Annotated in this window: 19 protein-coding genes; 15 read left to right on the forward strand and 4 right to left on the reverse strand. The window is 62.8% G+C overall.

The features are described from left to right. The first annotated feature begins 89 nt into the window (after positions 1–89). The 5 genes from LOY54_RS05445 to purT all read left to right on the forward strand — a co-directional run bounded on the left by LOY54_RS05445 (position 90) and on the right by purT (position 3,261). Positions 90–689, forward strand: a complete 600-nt coding sequence (locus LOY54_RS05445) for a CoA pyrophosphatase (RefSeq protein ID WP_010220257.1) — start codon at positions 90–92, stop codon at positions 687–689. Positions 690–732: 43 nt separating this feature from the next. Next, positions 733–1,257, forward strand: a complete 525-nt coding sequence (locus LOY54_RS05450; RefSeq protein ID WP_045196537.1) for a gamma carbonic anhydrase family protein — start codon at positions 733–735, stop codon at positions 1,255–1,257. Beyond that, positions 1,257–1,460 carry a DUF1289 domain-containing protein gene (locus LOY54_RS05455; protein WP_045196539.1) on the forward strand — a complete coding sequence of 68 codons (204 nt, stop codon included), beginning with the start codon at positions 1,257–1,259 and terminating at the stop codon, positions 1,458–1,460. The genes LOY54_RS05450 and LOY54_RS05455 overlap by 1 nt, the downstream gene beginning before the upstream one ends. A 63-nt stretch (positions 1,461–1,523) precedes the next feature. Then, positions 1,524–1,991: a VUT family protein gene (locus LOY54_RS05460; protein WP_093386864.1), complete on the forward strand. Its 468-nt coding sequence runs from the start codon at positions 1,524–1,526 to the stop codon at positions 1,989–1,991. An 88-nt stretch (positions 1,992–2,079) separates the two neighbouring features. Beyond that, entirely contained in the window at positions 2,080–3,261 is a 1,182-nt protein-coding gene (gene purT / locus LOY54_RS05465) for a formate-dependent phosphoribosylglycinamide formyltransferase (protein ID WP_258609709.1), read from the forward strand. Positions 3,262–3,320: 59 nt separating this feature from the next. Here the strand turns inward: purT and LOY54_RS05470 are convergent, their stop codons facing one another. The 3 genes from LOY54_RS05470 to LOY54_RS05480 all read right to left on the reverse strand — a co-directional run bounded on the left by LOY54_RS05470 (position 3,321) and on the right by LOY54_RS05480 (position 6,933). Then, positions 3,321–4,625: an MFS transporter gene (locus LOY54_RS05470; protein WP_258609711.1), complete on the reverse strand. Its 1,305-nt coding sequence runs from the start codon at positions 4,623–4,625 to the stop codon at positions 3,321–3,323. Between the two features lie 267 nt (positions 4,626–4,892). Further along, positions 4,893–6,107, reverse strand: coding sequence for a transporter associated domain-containing protein (locus LOY54_RS05475; RefSeq protein ID WP_045196547.1), 1,215 nt, complete (start codon positions 6,105–6,107; stop codon positions 4,893–4,895). Between the two features lie 13 nt (positions 6,108–6,120). After that, positions 6,121–6,933, reverse strand: coding sequence for an inner membrane protein YpjD (locus tag LOY54_RS05480; RefSeq protein WP_045196549.1), 813 nt, complete (start codon positions 6,931–6,933; stop codon positions 6,121–6,123). Between the two features lie 196 nt (positions 6,934–7,129). On the opposite strand from LOY54_RS05480, the gene ffh reads away from it, so the two are divergent. From ffh to LOY54_RS05510, 6 genes are all read left to right on the forward strand, one after another. Next, positions 7,130–8,506, forward strand: a complete 1,377-nt coding sequence (gene ffh, locus LOY54_RS05485; RefSeq protein WP_038996825.1) for a signal recognition particle protein — start codon at positions 7,130–7,132, stop codon at positions 8,504–8,506. A 238-nt stretch (positions 8,507–8,744) separates the two neighbouring features. Further along, positions 8,745–8,996, forward strand: a complete 252-nt coding sequence (gene rpsP / locus LOY54_RS05490) for a 30S ribosomal protein S16 (RefSeq protein ID WP_028942918.1) — start codon at positions 8,745–8,747, stop codon at positions 8,994–8,996. A gap of 5 nt (positions 8,997–9,001) precedes the next feature. Further along, on the forward strand, positions 9,002–9,538 hold the full coding sequence (gene rimM / locus LOY54_RS05495; protein WP_093386845.1) for a ribosome maturation factor RimM: 537 nt from the start codon (positions 9,002–9,004) through the stop codon (positions 9,536–9,538). Positions 9,539–9,541: 3 nt separating this feature from the next. After that, positions 9,542–10,294, forward strand: a complete 753-nt coding sequence (gene trmD, locus LOY54_RS05500) for a tRNA (guanosine(37)-N1)-methyltransferase TrmD (RefSeq protein WP_045196554.1) — start codon at positions 9,542–9,544, stop codon at positions 10,292–10,294. A gap of 43 nt (positions 10,295–10,337) precedes the next feature. Then, positions 10,338–10,688 (forward strand): 50S ribosomal protein L19, encoded by a 351-nt coding sequence (gene rplS / locus LOY54_RS05505; RefSeq protein ID WP_038996821.1) that lies wholly within the window; start codon positions 10,338–10,340, stop codon positions 10,686–10,688. Positions 10,689–10,783: 95 nt separating this feature from the next. Further along, positions 10,784–11,191 (forward strand): acyl-CoA thioesterase, encoded by a 408-nt coding sequence (locus LOY54_RS05510; RefSeq protein ID WP_045196557.1) that lies wholly within the window; start codon positions 10,784–10,786, stop codon positions 11,189–11,191. Between the two features lie 74 nt (positions 11,192–11,265). On the opposite strand, the gene LOY54_RS05515 is transcribed toward LOY54_RS05510, so the two are convergent. Further along, complete coding sequence (locus tag LOY54_RS05515; RefSeq protein ID WP_258609716.1) at positions 11,266–13,062, reverse strand: sodium:proton antiporter; 1,797 nt, start codon at positions 13,060–13,062, stop codon at positions 11,266–11,268. A gap of 76 nt (positions 13,063–13,138) precedes the next feature. On the opposite strand from LOY54_RS05515, the gene xerD reads away from it, so the two are divergent. The 4 genes from xerD (at position 13,139) to thrC (ending at position 17,813) form a co-directional block, all read left to right on the forward strand. Next, positions 13,139–14,035: a site-specific tyrosine recombinase XerD gene (xerD, locus tag LOY54_RS05520; RefSeq protein WP_258609718.1), complete on the forward strand. Its 897-nt coding sequence runs from the start codon at positions 13,139–13,141 to the stop codon at positions 14,033–14,035. A 150-nt stretch (positions 14,036–14,185) separates the two neighbouring features. Then, positions 14,186–14,914 (forward strand): bifunctional protein-disulfide isomerase/oxidoreductase DsbC, encoded by a 729-nt coding sequence (gene dsbC, locus LOY54_RS05525; RefSeq protein ID WP_045193700.1) that lies wholly within the window; start codon positions 14,186–14,188, stop codon positions 14,912–14,914. 79 nt (positions 14,915–14,993) lie between these two features. Beyond that, the gene (locus tag LOY54_RS05530) at positions 14,994–16,298 is read left to right on the forward strand and encodes a homoserine dehydrogenase (RefSeq protein ID WP_093386830.1); all 1,305 of its coding nucleotides are present in this window, start codon (positions 14,994–14,996) and stop codon (positions 16,296–16,298) included. 105 nt (positions 16,299–16,403) lie between these two features. Further along, the gene (thrC, locus tag LOY54_RS05535) at positions 16,404–17,813 is read left to right on the forward strand and encodes a threonine synthase (RefSeq protein ID WP_045193698.1); all 1,410 of its coding nucleotides are present in this window, start codon (positions 16,404–16,406) and stop codon (positions 17,811–17,813) included. The last annotated feature ends 63 nt before the right edge of the window (positions 17,814–17,876 follow it).

Raw genomic sequence — 17,876 nt, forward strand, 5'->3', positions numbered from 1 at the left:
GCGGCCGCAAGCCGGATCGTCGCCGGGACTTGGGCGGCCCGCGGCTTTGGTGCATCATGCACGACAGGCTTTGGAATCGAGAGAGAGCAATGCTGGACGAGCTACTTCGCCGCGTGAGCAGTCATACGCCGAGTACCCTGGAGACGGACCGACGTTTTCCCGAGGCCGCTGTGTTATTGCCCATCACCCGCAGCGAAGAGCCGGAGCTGGTGTTGACCCTGCGCGCCAAGGGCTTGTCGACCCACGGCGGCGAGGTGGCCTTCCCCGGTGGTCGCCGCGATCCGGAAGACCCCGACCTGATCTTCACCGCCCTGCGTGAAGCCGAAGAAGAAATCGGCCTGCCGCCGGGCCTGGTGGAGATCATCGGCCCGTTGAGCCCGCTGATCTCGCTGCATGGGCTGAAAGTAACGCCTTTCGTCGGCCTGATTCCGGATTTTGTCGAATACCAGGCAAACGACGCCGAGATCGCTGCGGTGTTCACCGTGCCGCTGGAGTTCTTTCGCCAGGACCCGCGTGACCATACCCACCGTATCGATTATCAGGGCCGCAGTTGGTACGTGCCCAGCTACCGCTATGGCGAGTACAAGATCTGGGGGCTGTCGGCGATCATGATCGTCGAGCTGGTCAACTTGCTTTACGATGCCAACATCAGCCTGCATCAGCCGCCTGAACGCTTTACCCCCATTTGAGCGGGACCACCCGCCAGCCACGCCGCACCGTGAGGATCCACGCATGAAATACCGTCTGGGCGACCTGCGGGTCGAAACCCATCCGCGCAGCTGGGTTGCGCCGACTGCCACGCTGATCGGCAAGGTACGCCTGCAGGCCGGCGCCAACGTCTGGTTCGGCGCGGTGTTGCGCGGCGATAACGAGCTGATCGACATTGGCGAGAACAGCAACGTCCAGGACGGCACGGTGATGCACACCGACATGGGCTCGCCGCTGACCCTGGGCAAGGGCGTGACCGTCGGCCACAACGCCATGCTGCACGGTTGCACGGTTGGCGACCACAGCCTGGTCGGCATCAACGCGGTGATCCTCAACGGTGCGCGGATCGGCAAGTACTGCATCATCGGCGCCAACGCGCTGATCCCCGAAGGCAAGGAAATACCTGACGGCTCGCTGGTGATGGGCTCGCCGGGCAAGGTGGTGCGCGAACTGACCGAGGCGCAAAAGAAGATGCTTGAAGCCAGTGCCGCCCACTACGTGCACAACGCCGAGCGTTATGCCCGCGACCTGGCCCCACAGGAGGATTGATGAGCACGCCTGAACGCCCGGTGGCCTCGCCCTGCGTGCAGATCTGCGCGCTGGATGACGCCGATATCTGCACCGGCTGCCAACGCAGCGCCGCTGAAATCACCCGCTGGGGGCGGATGGACAACAGCGAGCGGCGTCAGGTGCTCAAGCTGTGCCACGAGCGCGCGGTCGCGGCCGGGCTGATCTTCAGCGTCGGCGCATGATCCGCCGCTTGGCCGCCGGCAAGCGCTGCAGTACCCTGTAGCGCTTACCCAGCGGTCGATCCCATGTTCTTTCTGATTGCCTATATCAGCAGCGTAGTGCTGATCAACTACGCCTTCTCCAGTGCCCCGCACCTGGACGTCATCTGGTCCGCCTGGGGCGGGCTGGTGTTCATCCTGCGCGACATGGTCCAGACCCGCTTCGGCCACGGCGCGCTGCTGGCCATGCTGGCGGCCCTGGTGCTGTCCTACATCACCTCGGAGCCGGCCATCGCCCTGGCCAGCGCCACTGCCTTCGCGGTGTCCGAGCTGATCGACTGGCTGGTGTTCACCATCACCAAGCGGCCGCTGCACGATCGCCTGTGGCTGAGTTCGGCGCTGAGCATCCCGATCGACACCTTTATCTTCTTCGGCATGATCGGCGCCCTGACCCCGGCCGTGGTCGGCACCGCCATGGCCTCGAAATTCGCTGGGGTCACCGTGGTCTGGCTGGCCATGGCCTGGCGCGCGCGCAAGCGGGTGGTCACCGGCTGAGCACGGTTCATGTAAAATGGCGCTCCTTTTCACCGGGTTGCACCGAGTACGGGGCGGCCCAGGATGTTCTTCCCTCTGAGGACCTGAAATGACCCGTATCGGAACCCCATTGTCGCCGACCGCGACCCGCGTACTGCTCTGTGGCTGCGGCGAACTGGGCAAGGAAGTGGTGATCGAACTGCAACGCCTGGGCGTTGAAGTGATTGCCGTGGACCGTTACGCCAATGCCCCGGCCATGCAGGTGGCCCATCGCAGCCACGTGATCAACATGCTCGACGGCGCCGCCCTGCGGGCAGTGATCGAGGCCGAGAAGCCGCACTACATCGTCCCGGAAATCGAAGCCATCGCCACCGCGACCCTGGTCGAGCTGGAAAACGAAGGTTTCACCGTGGTGCCGACCGCCCGCGCCGCGCAATTGACCATGAACCGCGAAGGCATCCGTCGCCTGGCCGCCGAAGAACTCGACCTGCCGACCTCGCCGTACCATTTCGCCGACACCTTCGAGGAATACGCCAAGGCCGTCGACGACCTCGGCTTCCCGTGCGTGGTCAAGCCGGTGATGAGTTCGTCGGGCAAGGGCCAGAGCCTGTTGCGCAGCGCTGACGACGTGCAACAGGCCTGGGACTATGCCCAGGAAGGCGGGCGTGCCGGCAAGGGCCGGGTGATCATCGAAGGCTTTATTGATTTCGACTACGAAATCACCCTGCTGACCGTTCGTCATGTCGGCGGCACCACCTTCTGCGCGCCGGTCGGCCACCGTCAGGAGAAGGGCGATTACCAGGAATCCTGGCAGCCGCAGGCGATGAGCCCGGTGGCCCTGGCTGAATCCGAGCGGGTGGCCAAAGCGGTGACCGAGGCACTGGGCGGCCGCGGCCTGTTCGGTGTCGAGCTGTTCGTCAAAGGCGACCAGGTGTGGTTCAGCGAAGTCTCGCCACGCCCGCATGACACCGGCCTGGTGACCCTGATTTCCCAGGACCTGTCGCAGTTCGCCCTGCATGCGCGGGCGATCCTGGGCTTGCCGATCCCGCTGATCCGTCAGTTCGGCCCGTCGGCGTCGGCGGTGATCCTGGTGGAAGGCCAGTCGCAGCAGACCGCCTTCGCCAACCTCGGCGCCGCCCTGAGCGAGCCGGATACCGCCATTCGCCTGTTCGGCAAGCCTGAGGTCAACGGCCAGCGGCGCATGGGCGTGTGCCTGGCCCGCGACGAGTCGATCGAAGCCGCCCGGGCCAAGGCCACCCGTGCTTCGCAGGCGGTCAAGGTAGAGTTCTAAGCAATCGCGGGGCAAGCCCGCTCCTACACCGGTAGGAGCGGGCTTGCCCCGCGATGATTTTACAGCTCCGAGTGGCGCGTCTCTTTCAGGCACAACACCGCAATCAGGCTCAGCACAGCTGCCGCCGAGACATAGCCGCCGACCCAGCTCAAACCGCCCATGGCCACCAGCTTCTGGGCAAAGAACGGTGCCGCCGAGGCGCCGACGATCCCGCCCAGGTTGTAGGCTGCCGACGCCCCGGTGTAACGCACGTGAGTGGGGAACAGCTCAGGCAGCAAGGCGCCCATCGGCGCAAAGGTCACGCCCATCAAAAACAGCTCGATGGCCAGGAACAGCGCCACCCCCGTGGTCGAACCCGAGGTCAGCAGCGGCTCCATGGTAAAGCCCGAGGCAATGGCCAGCACAGCGCCGACAATCAGCACCGGCTTGCGCCCGTAACGGTCGCTGAGCAAGGCCGACAGTGGCGTGGCCAGGGCCATGAACAGCACCGCGAAGCACAGCAGGCCGAGGAAGGTCTCGCGACTGTAACCCAAGGTCGAGACGCCATAGCTGAGCGAGAACACCGTCGAGATGTAAAACAGCGCATAGCACACCACCATGGCCGCCGCGCCCAGCAGGGTGGGGGCCCAGTACTGGGCGAAGAGCTCGACCACCGGCATCTTCACCCGCTCGTGACGGGCCACGGCCTTGGCGAAGACCGGGGTTTCTTCGAGCTTCAGGCGCACATACAGGCCGACCATCACCAGCACGGCGCTGAGCAGGAACGGAATGCGCCAGCCCCAACTGCGGAATTGCTCATCGGTCAGCAGCATGGCCAGGGTCAGGAACAGGCCGTTGGCCGCCAGAAAACCGATCGAAGGGCCTAGCTGCGGGAACATGCCGAACCAGGCGCGCTTGCCCTTGGGCGCGTTCTCGGTGGCCAGCAACGCCGCGCCGCCCCATTCACCGCCAAGTCCAAGCCCCTGGCCGAAGCGCAACACGCAAAGCAGGATCGGCGCCCAGGCGCCAATGCTGTCATAGCCAGGCAGCACGCCAATCAAGGTGGTACACACGCCCATCAGCAGCAAGGATGCGACCAGGGTCGATTTACGGCCGATACGGTCGCCAAAGTGACCGAACAGCGCCGAACCCAGGGGCCGGGCCAGGAAGGCGATGCCGAAAGTAAGGAACGCCGAGAGCATCTGCGCGGTGCCGGAGGTCTGCGGGAAGAACACCGGGCCGATCACCAGCGCCGCCGCGGTGGCGTACACGTAGAAGTCGTAGAACTCGATGGCGGTGCCGATGAAGCTGGCGGTGGCAACCCGTGCCGGCGAGTTGCCGGGGCTGGCCTGGGCGGTTTCGGGGTAGGTGCTGCTGGTGGTCATGCGATTATCCCTGTCAGTCGAGAGCTCCATGGGCATCGCCGCCAGCCTGATACGAGCAGGCAGGCAAGGGCGTGCGCCGAAGCGAATTGTTATGGTCGCGTGACGAAACATACGCCCGTTGGGGATGGGGGCGGGCGCGGGCAAGGCTCGGGGTGTGAACCAGTACCGCTGGTGCGCGCAATGTTCAGTCAGGCTGACTGGCCGTGTGACGCCGGTGCGGGTAGCGGGCGAGACGGCTGGGGCTGGGTAAGCGTGGGGTCAGTATAGCTAGCGCTTGAGCGTCCAGACCAGTATGCGACTGGCACAATTGTCCTCGGTTTCGAGGATTTCCAGGCGATAACGGCCGATTTTCAGGCACACGGCGCTTGCCGGGATGCTTTCCAGGGCTTCGGTGACCAGGCCGTTGAGGGTCTTCGGCCCGTCGCTGGGCAGGTGCCAGCCCAGGGTGCGGTTGAGCTCGCGGATCGACACGTTGCCTTCGATGACAAAGCGCCCGTCGGCCTGGGGGTGGATATGCGGGTTGTCGAGGCTGTGTTCGTCTTCGAACTCGCCGACGATTTCTTCGAGGATGTCTTCCAGGGTAACGATGCCCAGTACTTCACCGTACTCGTCGACCACCACGCCCAGGCGCCGCTGCTGTTTGTGGAAATTCAGCAATTGCAGCTGCAACGGGGTGCTTTCCGGCACGAAATAGGGTTCGTAGCAGGCCGCCTGCAGGGTTTCGCGGGTCAGTTCGGCCTTGGGCAGCAGGTGGCTGATCAGCTTGGTATTGAGGATCGCCTCCACCTGGTTGATATCGCTGTGGTAGACCGGCAGGCGGGTGTGGCGGCTGATGATCAACTGCTCGATGATTGCCTCGATCGGCTCGTCGAGGTTGATGCCGTCGACATCGTTGCGCGGCACGAGGATGTCGTTGACGGTGATTTTGTCCAACGCCAGCAGGCTTTCCGGCAGGTTCAGGCGCTGGTCGGCATCCGGCTCGTCGGCGGCGTAGCTGTCGCTGTCGTCGTTGTCGTGCAGCGCTACCGCATGGCTTTGCACCCGGAACGGGCGCAGCAGCACCCGCGCGCAGCCATCGAGCAGCCAGGCCAGGGGCTGCAACAGCTTGAGCGGCACTTTGAGCAAGCTGTTACCCAGGCCGATGAAGGCCTGCGGATTGCGCCTGGCCAGCTGTCGCGGCAGGTATTCGGCAACGATCAAAAGTACGGCGGCGGCGCCCAGGCCGGCCAGCCAGAAACCGTGCTCGCCGCTGTAGCGCTGGCCCATCAGGCAGGCCAGGGCCAATACCAGCAGCTTGCCCAGGGTCGAGCACAGCACCAGGGCCTGAGGGGTTACGGCAAGTTCGGGGTGCTCGCCGGTCTGCGGGTTGCGCCGGCCACCGTTGAGTTGCTGCTGGGCGGCGTCCACTGCGGTGAACAGCGCCGACCACAGCAGTGCCAGTGCCAATACGCCGAGTAGCGGTCCTAACGGCAGAGCGTCCATTTACCTGTGCCCGTCAGATATGCAGGATGAATTCGCGTACCAGCTTGCTGCCGAAATAGGCCAGCATCAGCAGGCAGAAGCCGGCCAGGGTCCAGCGGATCGCCTTGTGCCCGCGCCAGCCGAGGCGGGTGCGGCCCCACAGCAATACGCTGAAGACGATCCAGGCCAGGCACGCCAGCAGGGTTTTATGCACCAGGTGCTGGGCGAACAGGTTGTCGAGGAACAGCCAGCCGGACAGCAGTGACAGCGACAGCAGGCCCCAGCCGGCCCAGAGGAAGCCGAACAGCAGGCTTTCCATGGTTTGCAGCGGCGGGAAGTTCTTGATCAGCCCGGAGGGGTGCTTGTGCTTGAGCTGGTGATCCTGCAACAGCAGCAGCAGGGACTGCACCACGGCGATGGTGAACATGCCATAGGCCAGGATCGACAGCAGGATATGCGCGAGGATGCCCGGCTCTTCGTTGATCAGCGGCACCGTGCCCGACGGCGCGAACTGGGCGATCAGCGCCGTGGCCATGCCCAGCGGGAACAGCAACAGCAGCAGGTTCTCCACCGGGATGCGCAGGCAGGCCAGCAGGGTCAGGGCGATCACCGCGGTGGCGATCAGGCTGGCGGCGCTAAAGAAGTCCAGGCTCAGGCCCAGGGGCGTGAGCAGTTGCCAGAACAGCGCAGTGCCCTGGGCAATGACCGCCAGCGCGCCAAGCAGGCCGAGCAGGCGTTTGTCGGCCTTGGTGCCCTGGGCCAGGCGTGAGCCTTGATAGAAGGTCGCGGCGGCATACAGGCAGGCGGCGATGAGATTGGGTAGCAAGCTGGGTGACAAGGGGAGCATAAGTCCTGTTAGGCAAGCCCGAAAGGGACTGAGTTTGGCATAGATCGCGCCCGCCTAGGAAGACTGCCAGCCGACGGCATGGTGTGCGCTGGGCCAAGTCTTCGTTATAATCGCCGGCCTGCCCCTGCCCAAGGCCGGCCGAATACGCCAGAGGCAGCTGATAAACCTCGGTTCTACAGAGCCCGAAAGGATCACCATGTTTGAAAACCTGACCGACCGTCTGTCACAGACGCTGCGCCATGTCACCGGCAAGGCCAAGCTGACCGAAGACAACATCAAAGACACCCTGCGTGAAGTGCGCATGGCGTTGCTCGAGGCTGACGTCGCCCTGCCGGTGGTCAAGGATTTCGTCAACAAGGTCAAGGAGCGTGCGGTCGGCACCGAGGTGTCGCGCAGCCTGACCCCGGGCCAGGCGTTCGTGAAGATCGTCCAGGCCGAGCTTGAAGGCCTGATGGGCGCCGCCAACGAAGACCTGGCGCTCAACGCCGCACCGCCTGCGGTAGTGCTGATGGCCGGTCTGCAGGGCGCGGGCAAGACTACCACCGCCGGCAAGCTGGCGCGCTTTCTTAAAGAGCGCAAGAAAAAGACCGTGATGGTGGTCTCGGCCGACGTCTACCGTCCGGCGGCGATCAAGCAGCTGGAAACCCTGGCGGGCGACATCGGCGTGACCTTCTTCCCGTCGGATATCAGCCAGAAGCCGGTGGCCATCGCTGAGGCGGCGATCCGCGAAGCCAAGCTCAAGTTCATCGACGTGGTCATCGTCGACACCGCCGGCCGTCTGCACATCGACGCCGAAATGATGACCGAGATCAAGGACCTGCACGCTGCGGTCAAGCCGATCGAGACGTTGTTCGTGGTCGACGCCATGACCGGCCAGGACGCCGCCAATACGGCCAAGGCGTTCGGCGATGCATTGCCGCTGACCGGGGTGATCCTCACCAAGGTCGACGGTGACGCCCGTGGCGGTGCCGCGCTGTCGGTGCGCGCCATTACCGGCAAGCCGATCAAGTTCATCGGTATGGGCGAGAAAAGCGACGCGCTCGAGCCGTTCCACCCCGACCGTATCGCTTCGCGCATCCTGGGCATGGGCGACGTGCTCAGCCTGATCGAGCAGGCCGAACAGACCCTCGACAAGGACAAGGCCGACAAACTGGCCAAGAAGCTGAAGAAGGGCAAGGGCTTCGACCTCGAAGACTTCCGCGACCAGCTGCAACAAATGAAGAACATGGGTGGCCTGGGCGGCCTGATGGACAAGCTGCCGAGCATCGGCGGTGTCAACCTGGCCCAGATGGGCAGCGCCCAGGGCGCCGCCGAGAAGCAGTTCAAGCAGATGGAAGCGATCATCAACTCGATGACCCCGGCCGAGCGCCGCGACCCTGAGCTGATCAGCGGTTCGCGCAAACGCCGTATCGCCCTTGGTTCCGGCACCCAGGTGCAGGACATCGGCCGTCTGATCAAGCAGCACAAGCAGATGCAGAAGATGATGAAGAAGTTTTCTGCCAAAGGCGGCATGGCCAAGATGATGCGCGGCCTGGGTGGCATGATGCCCGGCGGCGGCATGCCCAAACTGTAACCCTATTCGCATCGGCGGCCTGGAAACGGGCCGACGATCGGACTCCCGCCCCGGCGGGAACAACGCAGCCTTTATATAGAGGCTGTACGAAGCGCAGATCTGCAGGCTGTCCTTTTTACCTGGCGTAAAAAGGCATTTGCAAAAGTCCGTGTATTCCTTGAGAATATGCGGCCTTTCGGGCACCCGTGTGCCCGCTGTGCATTATGATTTGCAGCACCGACTACAGGAACGATGTTCAATGCTAACCATCCGTCTTGCCCGTGGTGGCTCTAAAAAGCGCCCATTCTACACCCTGACCGTGACCGACTCGCGTAACCCGGTTACCGGTTCGCACATCGAGCAGGTTGGTTTCTTCAACCCTATCGCTCGTGGCCAGGAAGTTCGCCTGTCCGTTAAACAAGACCGCGTTGCTCACTGGCTGAGCGTTGGCGCACAGCCATCCGAGCGCGTTGCAAAACTGCTGAAAGATGCTGCTAAGGCTGCTGCCTGAATAGTATGAGCGCGACGCCAGAAAAAGCTGATGACCTGATCGTCGTTGGCAAGATTTTTTCGGTTCACGGCGTTCGCGGCGAGGTAAAGGTCTTCTCCTTTACCGATCCGATTGAAAACCTGTTGGATTACCGTAACTGGACGCTTCGGCACGAAGGGAAGGTAAAACAGGTCGAGCTGGTCAGTGGCCGTTCCACTCAAAAGGACCTGGTCGCCAAGCTCAAAGGCCTCGACGATCGTGATGAAGCCCGTCTTCTGAGCGGTTATGAGATTTGTATCTCGCGTAGCCTTTTGCCCAACCTGTCTGCCGACGAGTACTACTGGTACCAGTTGGTGGGTCTGAAAGTCATCAATCAGGACGAACAGCTGTTCGGCACGATTGATCACCTGTTGGAGACCGGCGCGAACGATGTAATGGTGGTCAAGCCCTGCGCGGGCAGCCTGGATGATCGAGAACGCCTGTTGCCCTATACCGAGCAATGCGTGTTGAAGATCGACCTGGTTGCAGGCGAAATGAGGGTCGAATGGGACGCGGACTTCTAAGCAATGGCCAGCCTGCGCGTAGACGTCATCACGCTGTTCCCCGAGATGTTCTCGGCCATCAGTGAGTACGGCATTACCAGCCGCGCGGTGAAACAGGGGTTGTTGCAACTGACCTGCTGGAACCCGCGGGACTACACCACAGATCGTCACCATACGGTAGATGATCGGCCGTTTGGCGGTGGTCCGGGCATGGTGATGAAGATCAAGCCTCTGGAAGACGCCCTGGTGAATGCCAGGCAGGCAACCGGAGAGGCGGCAAAGGTGATTTACCTGAGCCCACAAGGCCGCAAACTGACTCAGTCGGCGGTCAAAGACCTGGCGAAGCACGAATCGTTGATTCTGATAGCCGGTCGATATGAAGGCATCGACGAGCGCTTTATTGAAGCTCATGTCGATGAAGAGTGGTCGATTGGAGACTATGTCCTGTCTGGCGGCGAGCTGCCGGCGATGGTCCTGATCGATGCGGTTACACGACTGCTGCCTGGAGCTTTAGGGCATGCGGACTCGGCGCAGGAAGATTCCTTCACCGATGGTCTGCTTGATTGCCCGCACTACACCCGACCTGAGGTGTATGCGGATCAGCGTGTTCCCGACGTGTTGCTTAGTGGCAACCATGCACACATCCGGCGATGGCGTTTACAGCAGTCCCTTGGGCGGACCTATGAACGACGCGTCGATCTTCTGGAAAGTCGCTCACTTTCTGGAGAAGAGAAGAAGCTGCTGGCGGAATACCTCCGTGAGCGGGACGATAGTTAACGTATCGATGGTAAATCCAGCTGATTTACCTTAGGAGCACAGCATGACCAACAAAATCATTCTTGCACTCGAAGCAGAGCAGATGACCAAAGAGATCCCGACCTTTGCCCCGGGCGACACCATCGTCGTTCAGGTGAAAGTGAAGGAAGGCGATCGTTCGCGTCTGCAGGCTTTCGAAGGCGTTGTCATCGCCAAGCGTAACCGTGGTGTGAACAGTGCTTTCACTGTTCGCAAGATCTCCAACGGTGTTGGCGTTGAGCGTACTTTCCAGACCTACAGCCCGCAAATCGACAGCCTGGCCGTGAAACGTCGTGGTGACGTGCGTAAAGCCAAGCTGTACTACCTGCGCGACCTGTCCGGTAAAGCCGCTCGCATCAAGGAAAAACTGTCCTGAGGACAGCTTGACCGGTGGCTACGGCCACCATGCGAAAAAAGCAGCCTTCGGGCTGCTTTTTTGTTGTCTGAAATTTGTCGTCCAATGTGAAGCCCATGACCTCCAGAGAGCAGGAAATCGAGCGCCGCACCGAACTGTCGGTGACCCGCGTGACCAAGGCGGTATTCCCGTCCACCACCAACCACCACAACACCCTGTTCGGCGGCACCGCGCTGGCCTGGATGGACGAAGTCTCGTTCATTGCTGCCACGCGTTTCTGCCGCTTGCCGCTGGTAACGGTGTCGACCGACCGTATCGACTTCAAGCACCCGATTGCCGCCGGCTCCATCGTCGAGCTGGTCGGGCGGGTGGCGACAGTGGGTAACACCAGCCTCAAGGTCGAGGTTGAAGTGTTTGTCGAAAGCATGAGCTGCGACAGTCGCGAAAAGGCCATCCATGGCCTGTTCAGCTTTGTCGCCATCGATGAAGACAAGCGCCCGGTGCCGGTATTGCCCGGGTTCTGACCATCCTGTAGGAGCGGGCTTGCCCCGCGATAATGTGTAGACTTCACCGGCCTTATCGCGGGGCAAGCCCGCGCCTACTGCGGCTGAATCAACGCCACCAGTGTCCACCCAGGCCCGGGCTTGAGCAGGCTGTCGGGCCCGAACACATGCACCCAGCCACTGCCATCGCGGGCAAACAACGGGTTGGCCCGCTCGCCATGCAGCGCCTGGTAGTCCGCCCAGCCGAATGCCTCGGTCAGGTGCGTGCTGTACAGCTCGGCGCCATTGTTCAGTAATCCGGCCAACTGCCCGTAGGTCAGCGGCTGGCTTCCGAGTGTCTGCCCGCGGTGCTCATCGCTGGCGCGGTGCTTGTCGCTGCGCTTGGCCTCAAGGCCACTGGCCAGGACAAACAGCCGCTGCGGGCCAAAGTCGTGGCGAAAGCGCGTGCAGGCCAGGGTGTTGAGCTCACCTGCCGGTGACAACCCGAGCAAATGCCCCAGGCCTACCAGGTCCAGGTGGGCATCGGCATGCTGCGAGGCGGGGTGGCCGAAGTAGGTTGGCAAGCCGTCCATGCGTGCCGCGCGGATGTTCTCCCAGCTGGAATCGGCCAGCAGCACCCGGCAATCGAGCTGTTGCAAAGCCTTGGCCACAGCGCGGGCCGGCGGGTTGGCGCCGACGATCAAAAAACCGCTGGGGGCAGGTTCGGCAACCTTGAGCAGGCGTGCCAAGGGCCGCGAAGTGGCGCTCTGCAGCACCACGGTGCCGATGATCACCGCGAAGGTCAATGGCACCAGCAGCAGTGCGCCTTCATGCCCGGCTTCATCCAGGCGGATGGCAAAGATCGCCGACACCGCGGCGGCAACGATGCCGCGCGGGGCGATCCAGGCCAGCAGGGCGCGTTCGCGCCAGTTCAATTGCGAGCCAAAGGTCGACAGCGCGACGTTAAGCGGCCGGGCCACGAACTGAATGATCAGCAGCAGGGCCAGCACCGCTGGGCCCAGGCCGATCAAGGCATTGAGGTCCAGGCGCGCGGCCAGGAGGATGAACAGCCCGGAGATCAGCAGCACGCTGAGGTTCTCCTTGAAGTGCAAAATCTGCCGGACATCCACGCCCTTCATGTTGGCCAGCCACATGCCCATGAGGGTGACCGCCAGCAGGCCCGACTCATGCATCACCTGGTTGGCACCAATGAAAATCCCCAGCACCGCCGCCAGCGACGCCAGGTTGTGCAAATACTCCGGCAGCCATTGGTGACGCATCACCTGGCCGAGCAGCCAGCCGCCGGCCACGCCGAACGCGCTGCCGCAGACAATCACCCCGGCAAAGGTCACCAGGCTGTGGCTCAGGCCGTCGCCGGCGGCGCTGGCGATGATGAAGCTGTAGACCACCACCGCCAGCAGCGCGCCGATCGGGTCGATAACGATGCCTTCCCAGCGCAGGATGTTGGCGATCGTTGCCTTGGGCCGTACCACTCGAAGCATCGGCACGATCACCGTCGGCCCGGTCACCAGGGTCAGGGTGCCGAACAAGATTGCCAGCAGCCAGTCGAAGCCCAGCAGCCAGTGGGTGGCCAGGGTGATTACCAGCCAGGTCGACAGCGCGCCGAGGGTGACCATGCGCTGCACCACGCTGCCGATGTCTTTCCATTGCGACAGGTGCAGGGTCAGGCTGCCTTCGAACAGGATCAGCGCCACCGCCAGCGACACCAGCGGCATCAGCAATGGGCCGAACAGTTCCTGTGGGTCGAGCCAGCCGAGCAACGGGCCGGCGAGAATGCCGCTGAGCAGCAGGAAAAGGATCGCCGGCAGCTTCAGGCGCCAGGCCAGCCATTGGCAGCACAGCGCTGCCAGACCTATCCCGCCAAATGCCAGCAATATCTGTTGTTCGTTCATTCGGGCTCCCTATGCCGGCAGTGTTATGGAAGACTAGCGGCAATTCGTCGTTTTCGTCGCTTGCCGCAGAGTTGTCATGCCCGCTATTGAACATCCGCTTATCGATCAGTTCCTGGACGCCCTGTGGCTGGAGAAGGGCCTGGCCGACAACACCCGCGATTCCTACCGCAGCGACCTGGCGCTGTTCAACGGCTGGCTCACGGAGCAGGGCGTCGAGCTGCCCAATGCCGGGCGCGAACTGATCCTCGATCACCTGGCCTGGCGCCTGGAGCAGGGCTACAAGCCACGCTCGACCGCGCGTTTTCTCTCCGGGGTGCGAGGCTTCTATCGCTACCTGTTGCGGGAAAAACTGATCGGCATTGACCCGACCCTGCAGGTGGAAATGCCGCAACTGGGGCGGCCATTGCCCAAATCCCTGTCGGAAGCCGACGTCGAAGCCTTGCTGCAGGCACCGGACCTGAGCGAGCCGATCGGCCAGCGCGACCGCGCCATGCTTGAAGTGCTGTATGCCTGTGGCTTGCGTGTCACCGAACTGGTCAGCCTGACCCTCGATCAGGTCAACCTGCGCCAGGGCGTGCTGCGGGTGATGGGCAAGGGCAGCAAGGAGCGCCTGGTGCCCATGGGTGAAGAGGCGGTGGTGTGGATTGAGCGCTACCTGCGTGACGGCCGTAACGAACTGCTCGGCGGGCGTCCCAGCGATGTATTGTTCCCCAGCCTGCGCGGCGAGCAGATGACCCGCCAGACCTTCTGGCACCGCATCAAGCACCAGGCGCTGGTGGCCGGTATCGACAAGAGCCTGTCGCCGCACACCCTGCGCCATGCCTTCGCCACTCACCTGCTCAACCACGGCGCCGACTTGCGCGTGGTGCAGATGCTGCTCGGCCACAGCGACCTGTCGACCACCCAGATCTACACCCATGTGGCCCGCGCGCGGCTGCAGGAACTGCATGCCCGGCATCACCCGCGCGGCTGAGCGCTGATCGAACATTGCGTGCATCGCCCGCAGTCGGTCTGTGCTGGCATCTGTGGTAGGCTTGTGCGGTTTGCATCAAGGGCCGTGTAATCGCCGTGGTTTAAGCACGTGCGTCCAGCTTCCGGCCCCCGTCCGCCCTCAGGAGTTCCCATGCGCGTGACCCAGATTTTCGCCGCCGCCGCCCTGGCGCTGGTCAGCACCTTTGCCGCTGCCGCCGACAACGCCGAGCAGGCGATCCGCAAGACCCTGCAGTCCCTGGAACTGGGCGTGCCGGTCGATAGCGTTGCCAGCAGCCCGCTCAACGGCCTGTATGAAGTCAAGCTCGAAGGCGGCCGCGTGCTGTACGCCAGCGCCGATGGCCAGTTCGTCATGCAGGGCTATCTGTTCCAGATCCAGGACGGCAAGCCGGTCAACCTGACCGAGAAGACCGAACGGCAGGCCATCGCCAAGACCATCAATGCCATTCCAGCGGCCGAGATGGTGGTTTATCCTGCCAAGGGCGAAACCAAGTCGCACATCACCGTGTTTACCGACACCACCTGCCCGTACTGCCACAAGCTGCACGCCGAAGTGCCTGAGCTCAACCGTCGCGGTATCGAAGTGCGCTACGTCGCCTTCCCGCGTCAGGGCCTGGGTTCGCCGGGTGACGAGCAGTTGCAGGCGGTCTGGTGCTCGAGCGACCGCAAGGCGGCGCTGGACAAGATGATCGACGGCAAGGAAATCAAGGCCGCCAAGTGCGCCAACCCGGTCGGCAAGCAGTTCGCCCTGGGCCAGTCGATCGGCGTCAACGGCACGCCGGCCATCGTCCTGGAAAACGGCCAGGTGATTCCGGGCTACCAGCCGGCGCCGCAAGTGGCCAAGCTGGCCCTGGCCAAGTAATTCAATCGCAAGCCGTTGCCTTGGGGTGACGGCAGTTTCACGATCGGCTGCCAGCCGGTCGTTTCATGGGGAGTTCACAGTGAAACCGGTCAAAGTAGGCATCTGTGGGTTGGGGACCGTCGGTGGCGGTACCTTCAATGTACTTCAGCGTAACGCCGAGGAGATCGCCCGCCGTGCCGGGCGTGGTATTGAAGTGGCACAGATTGCCATGCGTTCGCCAAACCCGAATTGCCAGATTACCGGTACCCCCATTACCGCTGATGTGTTCGAGGTCGCAACGAACCCGGAAATCGACATTGTCATCGAGCTGATCGGCGGCTACACCATTGCCCGCGAGCTGGTGCTCAAGGCCATCGACAACGGCAAGCACGTGGTCACCGCCAACAAGGCGCTGATTGCCGTGCACGGCAACGAGATCTTCGCCAAGGCCCGTGAGAAGGGCGTTATCGTCGCCTTCGAAGCGGCTGTGGCCGGTGGCATCCCGGTGATCAAGGCGATCCGTGAAGGCCTGTCGGCCAACCGTATCAACTGGGTGGCCGGGATCATCAACGGTACCGGCAACTTCATCCTCACCGAAATGCGTGAAAAAGGCCGTGCGTTCCCCGACGTGCTGGCCGAAGCCCAGGCCCTGGGTTACGCCGAAGCCGACCCGACCTTCGACGTCGAAGGCATCGATGCCGCGCACAAGCTGACCATCCTGGCGTCCATTGCCTTTGGGATCCCGCTGCAGTTCGACAAGGCCTACACCGAAGGCATCACTCAGCTGACCACCGCTGACGTCAACTACGCCGAAGCGCTGGGTTATCGCATCAAGCACCTGGGCGTGGCCCGCAGCACTGCCAACGGTATCGAGCTGCGAGTGCACCCGACGCTGATCCCGGCCGACCGCCTGATCGCCAACGTCAACGGCGTGATGAACGCCGTGATGGTCAACGGTGATGCTGCCGGTTCGACCCTGTTCTACGGTGCTGGCGCCGGCATGGAGCCTACCGCTTCGTCGGTGATTGCCGACCTGGTCGATGTGGTTCGCGCCATGACTTCTGATCCGGAGAACCGCGTACCGCACCTGGCCTTCCAGCCTGACTCGCTGTCGGCCCACCCGATCCTGCCGATCGAAGCCTGCGAAAGCGCCTACTACCTGCGCATCCAGGCCAAGGATCACCCGGGCGTGCTGGCCCAGGTGGCGAGCATCCTTTCCGAGCGCGGCATCAATATCGAATCGATCATGCAGAAGGAAGTCGAGGAACAGGACGGCCTGGTGCCCATGATCCTGCTCACTCATCGAGTGATCGAGCAACGCATGAACGACGCCATCACCGCCCTGGAAGCCTTGCAGGATGTGGTCGGCAACGTCGTGCGTATCCGCGTCGAACAACTCAACTGACAACTGCGGCAAGCGGCAAGCGGCAAGCGGCAAGATCACAGCGGGACTGCGGTGACTTGCAGCTTGAAGCTTGAAGCTTGAAGCTCAAACCGAAGGTTTGCAAAAATGCGCTACATCAGTACCCGCGGCCAGGCACCGGCCCTGAACTTTGAAGACGTGCTGCTGGCCGGTCTTGCCAGCGACGGCGGCCTGTACGTGCCGGAAAACCTGCCGCGTTTCACCCAGGAAGAAATCGCTTCCTGGGCCGGCCTGCCCTACCACGAGCTGGCGTTCCGGGTGATGCGCCCGTTCGTCACCGGCAGCATCGCCGATGCCGATTTCAAGAAGATTCTCGAAGAAACCTACGGCGAGTTCGCCCATGCCGCGGTTGCACCGCTGCGTCAGCTGAACAGCAACGAATGGGTGCTGGAGCTGTTCCATGGCCCAACCCTGGCGTTCAAGGATTTCGCCCTGCAACTGCTCGGTCGCCTGCTTGATCATGTGCTGGCCAAGCGTGGCGAGCGCGTGGTGATCATCGGCGCCACCAGTGGTGATACCGGTTCCGCCGCCATCGAAGGCTGCCGCCGTTGCGACAACGTCGATATCTTCATCCTCCACCCGCACCAGCGCGTGTCGGAAGTTCAGCGCCGGCAGATGACCACCATCTTCGGCGAGAACATCCACAACATCGCCATCGAAGGCAACTTCGACGACTGCCAGGAAATGGTCAAGGCCAGCTTCGCTGACCAGGGCTTCCTCAAGGGCACCCGCCTGGTGGCAGTGAACTCGATCAACTGGGCGCGGATCATGGCCCAGATCGTTTACTACTTCCATGCAGCCCTGCAGTTGGGCGGCCCGGCGCGTTCGGTGGCGTTCTCGGTTCCGACCGGCAACTTCGGCGACATCTTCGCCGGCTACCTGGCGCGCAACATGGGCCTGCCGATCAGCCAGCTGATCGTCGCCACCAACCGCAACGACATCCTGCACCGCTTCATGAGCGGCAACCAGTACGTCAAGGAAACCTTGCACGCAACCCTGTCGCCGTCCATGGACATCATGGTTTCGTCGAACTTCGAACGCCTGCTGTTCGACCTGCACGGTCGCAATGGCGCGGCTATCGCCGGGCTGATGGACAACTTCAAGCAGGGCGGCGGTTTCAGCGTCGAACAGGATCGCTGGACCGAAGCGCGCAAGCTGTTCGATTCGCTGGCGGTCGATGATGCGCAAACCTGCGAAACCATCGCCGACGTCTTTGCCCAGACCGGTGAGGTGCTCGACCCGCACACCGCGATCGGCGTCAAGGCCGCACGCGAGTGCCGCCGCAGCCTGGACACGCCGATGGTGGTGCTGGGCACTGCGCACCCGGTCAAGTTCCCGGAAGCGGTGGAGAAGGCCGGTGTCGGCAAGGCTCTGGAACTGCCGGCGCACCTGACTGACCTGTTCGCCCGCGAAGAGAAGTGCACGGTACTGGCCAATGACCTGAAAGCCGTTCAGGCTTTCGTCAGCCAGCACGGTAATCGCGGCAAACCGCTCTGATCGACTGATCGGCACAACAAAGCCCGTCTCTGACGGGCTTTTTTATTTCTACACTGGCAATGG

The organism is Pseudomonas sp. B21-032 (assembly GCF_024748965.1).
In the GTDB taxonomy this organism is placed as follows: Bacteria; Pseudomonadota; Gammaproteobacteria; order Pseudomonadales; family Pseudomonadaceae; genus Aquipseudomonas.

Excerpts from the sequence above, each read along its gene's own strand:
- rpsP (WP_028942918.1), top strand. The coding sequence starts at position 8,745 with ATGCTAACCATCCGTCTTGCCCGTGGTGGCTCTAAAAAGCGCCCATTC.
- rplS (WP_038996821.1), top strand. The coding sequence starts at position 10,338 with ATGACCAACAAAATCATTCTTGCACTCGAAGCAGAGCAGATGACCAAA.
- rimM (WP_093386845.1), top strand. The coding sequence starts at position 9,002 with ATGAGCGCGACGCCAGAAAAAGCTGATGACCTGATCGTCGTTGGCAAG.
- LOY54_RS05475 (WP_045196547.1), bottom strand. The coding sequence starts at position 6,107 with ATGGACGCTCTGCCGTTAGGACCGCTACTCGGCGTATTGGCACTGGCA.
- LOY54_RS05455 (WP_045196539.1), top strand. The coding sequence starts at position 1,257 with ATGAGCACGCCTGAACGCCCGGTGGCCTCGCCCTGCGTGCAGATCTGC.
- LOY54_RS05445 (WP_010220257.1), top strand. The coding sequence starts at position 90 with ATGCTGGACGAGCTACTTCGCCGCGTGAGCAGTCATACGCCGAGTACC.
- LOY54_RS05460 (WP_093386864.1), top strand. The coding sequence starts at position 1,524 with ATGTTCTTTCTGATTGCCTATATCAGCAGCGTAGTGCTGATCAACTAC.
- LOY54_RS05515 (WP_258609716.1), bottom strand. The coding sequence starts at position 13,062 with ATGAACGAACAACAGATATTGCTGGCATTTGGCGGGATAGGTCTGGCA.
- dsbC (WP_045193700.1), top strand. The coding sequence starts at position 14,186 with ATGCGCGTGACCCAGATTTTCGCCGCCGCCGCCCTGGCGCTGGTCAGC.
- LOY54_RS05450 (WP_045196537.1), top strand. The coding sequence starts at position 733 with ATGAAATACCGTCTGGGCGACCTGCGGGTCGAAACCCATCCGCGCAGC.
- xerD (WP_258609718.1), top strand. The coding sequence starts at position 13,139 with ATGCCCGCTATTGAACATCCGCTTATCGATCAGTTCCTGGACGCCCTG.
- LOY54_RS05480 (WP_045196549.1), bottom strand. The coding sequence starts at position 6,933 with ATGCTCCCCTTGTCACCCAGCTTGCTACCCAATCTCATCGCCGCCTGC.
- thrC (WP_045193698.1), top strand. The coding sequence starts at position 16,404 with ATGCGCTACATCAGTACCCGCGGCCAGGCACCGGCCCTGAACTTTGAA.
- LOY54_RS05470 (WP_258609711.1), bottom strand. The coding sequence starts at position 4,625 with ATGACCACCAGCAGCACCTACCCCGAAACCGCCCAGGCCAGCCCCGGC.
- trmD (WP_045196554.1), top strand. The coding sequence starts at position 9,542 with ATGGCCAGCCTGCGCGTAGACGTCATCACGCTGTTCCCCGAGATGTTC.
- LOY54_RS05510 (WP_045196557.1), top strand. The coding sequence starts at position 10,784 with ATGACCTCCAGAGAGCAGGAAATCGAGCGCCGCACCGAACTGTCGGTG.
- purT (WP_258609709.1), top strand. The coding sequence starts at position 2,080 with ATGACCCGTATCGGAACCCCATTGTCGCCGACCGCGACCCGCGTACTG.
- ffh (WP_038996825.1), top strand. The coding sequence starts at position 7,130 with ATGTTTGAAAACCTGACCGACCGTCTGTCACAGACGCTGCGCCATGTC.